At 60.4% G+C, this 4303-nt stretch carries 2 protein-coding genes; both read left to right on the forward strand.

Going from position 1 to position 4303, the window contains the following annotated elements; all coding sequences use genetic code 11:
- The first annotated feature begins 610 nt into the window (after nucleotides 1-610).
- Nucleotides 611-1225: a hypothetical protein gene (locus VH599_17730; protein HEY7350164.1), complete on the forward strand. Its 615-nt coding sequence runs from the start codon at nucleotides 611-613 to the stop codon at nucleotides 1223-1225.
- Between the two features lie 645 nt (nucleotides 1226-1870).
- Nucleotides 1871-4135, forward strand: a complete 2265-nt coding sequence (locus tag VH599_17735) for an FdhF/YdeP family oxidoreductase (protein HEY7350165.1) — start codon at nucleotides 1871-1873, stop codon at nucleotides 4133-4135.
- The last annotated feature ends 168 nt before the right edge of the window (nucleotides 4136-4303 follow it).

A 4303-nucleotide genomic window follows, 5' to 3' on the forward strand; every position in this document is an offset into this window, starting at 1 on the left:
CAACCAGAGGATCTGCCACTGACTGCGTGCAACGGGGTCGGAGGCCTTCCGGTAGCGCTGTTCTAAATCAGCCATCGGTAGGTGTTCAGCAAGCGTAAGACGTTTCGACATACCTCTAGTATATACCAAGATTTGGTATAACGCCCTTGACTTCTTGTTGGCTGTCTGGTATACTCCTCACTAAGCAGATATATCGCTCTACGATATTATCGTGTTCCGATATTATCGTGTTCCGATATATCCTGCGCGCTATCCGTTATGGAGCAGTTGCGGAGTGCGACCCTCGTAGTGCGGCCCTCTAGCGCGTCTGGTAGTGTGTCCCCTGTAGCGTGTCCGGTGAAGCGCCAGGTCCAGGAAGGTTCAGAGAGGTCCAGGAAGGACCAGGAAGGAATCCGAAATAGTCCCAGGCGAGCCTGGCCTGCTGCTTACCCTCAGCCCCAATCGGTCTTTTTCTCTCGGTTTGCTTGTGATGCGCGAACGCTCACCCTGAAGGCTGACGTGACCAGCGCCGCTCTGTCGCCATCAGACAACCGGGCAGCCCACTCCAGCTTTCTCCTCTGGGGCCGGGTGATTCGCGCGTAGCCTCGAACAAGTTTAGAGGAGACCTAGTATGTCAGCTATCCCCGCGTCCGCTTTTGTTCCGATTGCAATCGGCTTTTTCGGCCTTGGCACCGGCTACTTTGTCTGGGGCGGCCAGGCCGTCTTTGGGTATCCCAAAGAGGATAAGCCGGATGTCAGCCAGACGATGGGCATGTGGGCAATCTGGATGCCCGGCTTCATGCAGTTTGTCACCGGCATCAGCTTACTCGTCGGATTGACCTGGTTCCACGTCTTTGACATCGCCAAAGACGGCACGCCTGCCAGCACCTCCCCACTCTACATGGCGGCGCTGGCCTTCACCGCGTATGGCATTCACTGGTTTGCAATGGGCCATCGGCGCTTCATTCGTTCCAGCGCCCTGCCTGACGGTTGGATGGCAATCGCCTTCGCGGTGCTGTCTATCCTGGGCGTCGTGGTCTTCCTGATTGCAAACGACATTCCGGTTGTCATCGTATTCATTGGCCTGACCCTGATCTACCTGACTGAAATACTCACGCGCTTTGGTCTGTACCCAGGCGGAGGCCGCCTCGTCGGCATCTGGCAGTTGCTGACCGGCATCTGGCTGATGTACCTGACTTTCGCGGTTACGTTGAATCTTTCCAATGGCTTGAGCTGGTGGGTGTAGGTCTGCCAGGGCATCCCGGTGAGGGAGGGTATGATAGGCAAGCCGCCAGGCTTGCCTATCACGCTGTATGAAGCCCAGGCTGGCGGTTAAAAGCGTGCCTTCGGCGGCGGGCGCCACTTGTAGCGCCGCCATCCTGGCGGCCACCGCTGGCCTAAGCGAGCGTGCGCCCTCCAGGCCACCGTACCAGCAGGCTAGCGTCCAGCCGCCTGGAAGACGGCGCTACAAGTGGCGAGCGGCTCCGGCCAGGGCGAACGCTCGCTTAGGCCAGCGGTGGCCGCCAGGATGGCGGCGCTACAAGTGGCGTGCGCCCCCCAGGCCAGCAGGCCAGCGTCCAGCCGCCAAGATGGCGGCGCTACAAGTACCAGGTCTCGCTTGCCAACACCTCATGTTTGGTGGAACCGCGCGCTCCGCTGCTCTTGACTTCCTGGCAGACGGCTGGTATGCTTTAGAGAACGGATATATATCGTTCTGCGATATTTTTCCTCATTGATTGCCATCATGTTTCTGGCCCCAACAATGGGAGCCATAGCCGGGCTAGCCCGCAGCCGCTCGCCATACTCACGAACGCGCAGCGCGCATCTGAGAGATCGGCCTACCAATGGCCGCCTGGCCGCCGCGAGCTAGCTGTTGCACGAGGTATTGCATATGGCAAAGCTGATTACCCCCTCACTTTGGGCCGATTGGAAACCCTTTGGCCTGGGCGAAAAGAAGCCGCATCATTTTTGGGAAATCTTCAAGACCGCGTGGGAGAACAAGAACCACCCGCTCTATGCCTGGCGCATTCTCAACAAGGGGTGCTGCGATGGCTGCTCCCTGGGTACGACGGGCATGAAGGACTGGACGATGGATGGCATCCATCTCTGCACCATCCGTCTGAACCTGTTGAAGCTGAATACGATGGGCGCGATGCCCTGGCAGCGGTTGGAAAACGATCTGGAGGGGTTGAAGAAGCTCTCCAGCAAGGAACTGCGCGATCTGGGCCGCCTGCCCTATCCGATGGTGCGGCGGCGCGGCGAGGCCGGGTTCAAGCGTGTTTCCTGGGACGAGGCGCTCAACCTCCTGGCGGAGAAGCTGCGCGCGGTGAACCCGCAGCGCCTGGCCTTCTATCTGACTTCGCGCGGCCTGACCAACGAGACCTATTACGTCGCGCAGAAGGCGGCGCGTTTCCTGGGTACCAATCACATTGATAACGCGGCGCGCGTCTGCCATTCGCCCAGTTCGGTGGCGCTCAAGCAGACCGTTGGCGTCGGCGCGTCCGCCGTCTCCTACCAGGATTGGATCGGCACAGACCTGATCGTCTTTGTGGGCAGCGACATTGCCAACAACCAGCCGGTGACGACGAAGTATCTCTATTATGCCAGGAAGCAGGGTACAAAGCTGGCTGTCATCAACCCCTATCGAGAGCCTGGGCTGGCGCGCTACTGGGTGCCTTCGGTGCCGGAGAGCGCGATGATGGGGACCAAATTGATGGACGAGTTCTATCAGATCAGCACCGGCGGCGATGTGGCTTTCCTGAATGGCACGCTCAAATATCTGATTGAGCAGGGCTGGGTGAATCAGGAGTTTATTGACGCGCACACCGTTGGCTGGGATGAGGTGAAAGCCGAACTTGCCGACCAGGATTGGGAGATGCTGGAACGCTACAGCGGGGCCAGCCGCGAACGTATGCGCCACTTCGCGGAGATGATCCACGCGGCGAAGACGGGCATTCTGGTCTGGAGCATGGGCATTACCCAGCATACCTTTGGTGTGCAGAACGTCAAGGCGGTGGTGAATATCGCGCTGTCGCAGGGCTGGTTGGGCAAGGAACACTGCGGCGTGGTGCCTATTCGTGGACACAGCGGCGTGCAGGGCGGCGCTGAGGTGGGCGCGGTGCCTGATGCGTTTCCGGGCGGCGCGGCGGTGAGCAATCCAGAAAACGTGGAGCGTTTCAGCAAACTGTGGGGCTTTGATACGCCTGAAGGGCCAGGCATGCGCGCGGTTTCGATGATTGACGCGGCCTTTGATGGCGAGCTAGACGCCCTCTATTGCAGCGGCGGTAATTTCCTGGAGGTGCTGCCGGAGCCAGAATACGTGCGCGAGGCGCTGGAAAAGCTGCCCCTGCGCGTGCATCAGGACATCTATGTGACCAGCCAGATGCTGGTGGACCCGGCGGATACCGTCGTGCTGCTGCCCGCGCAGACGCGCTACGAGAACCCCGGCGGGGGTACCGAGACGACGACCGAGCGGCGCATCATCTTCTCGCCGCAGATTCCTGGCCCGCAGGTGGGCGAGGCGCGCTGCGAGTGGGAAATCTTCCAGGAACTGGCGGCGCGTGTCTATCCAGAAAAGCGCGATAAGATCATTTTCCCCAACGCGCAGGCCATCCGCGACGAGATTGCGCTCGTGATGCCCAATTACGCGGGCATCGAGACGCTGCGCAAGGCGGGCGATCAGGTGCAGTATGGCGGGCGCTACCTCTATAAAGGTGGGCAGTTCAAGACGCCAGACGGCAAGGGGCATTTCTTCGCGCTGAAGCCGCCGGAAGTGGCGTTGCCGGAGGGCCACTTTATTCTCTCGACCCGGCGTGGCAAGCAGTTCAACAGCCTGATCCACGCGAAAAAGGATACGATGACCGGCGCGAGGCGCGACGCGCTCTTGCTCTCGGCGGAGGATGCCGCCGCGCTGCATGTGAGCGAGGGCGATCAGGTGCTGGTGAAGAGCGACAACGGCCAGAGCATGCAGTGCCGTATCCATATTGACGCGATCAAGCCGCGCAATGTGCAGGCGTTCTGGCCGGAGTGCAACGTTCTGATCCGGCGGCGCGTGTGCGATGTGGCGGCAGGCGTCCCCGACTACAACGCTATCGTCGAAATCGAGCCGCTGCGTGTCGCTGTGCCGGTTGGGGCGAGCGCGAGTGCTGCGGATTAGGGGATGTGTCTTTAGACATGAGTCATCCCGAATTTTCTCTACTGTGTTGTTTTGCTGGCAGGATGTGCGAATGCCGCAGGTGTAGCGCCGCCGTCCCGGCGGCCAAACGCTGGCACGTGGAAACGCTGAAAGGGCAGCCCTGGTCGCCAGTGAGGCGTTCAGCCGCCG

The sequence above is a fragment of the Ktedonobacterales bacterium genome (assembly GCA_036557285.1).
Taxonomy (GTDB): domain Bacteria; phylum Chloroflexota; class Ktedonobacteria; order Ktedonobacterales; family DATBGS01; genus DATBHW01.

Bases quoted from the DNA above. Each gene is read 5' to 3' on its own strand.
- VH599_17735 (HEY7350165.1), top strand. From the start codon at position 1,871: ATGGCAAAGCTGATTACCCCCTCACTTTGGGCCGATTGGAAACCCTTT.
- VH599_17730 (HEY7350164.1), top strand. From the start codon at position 611: ATGTCAGCTATCCCCGCGTCCGCTTTTGTTCCGATTGCAATCGGCTTT.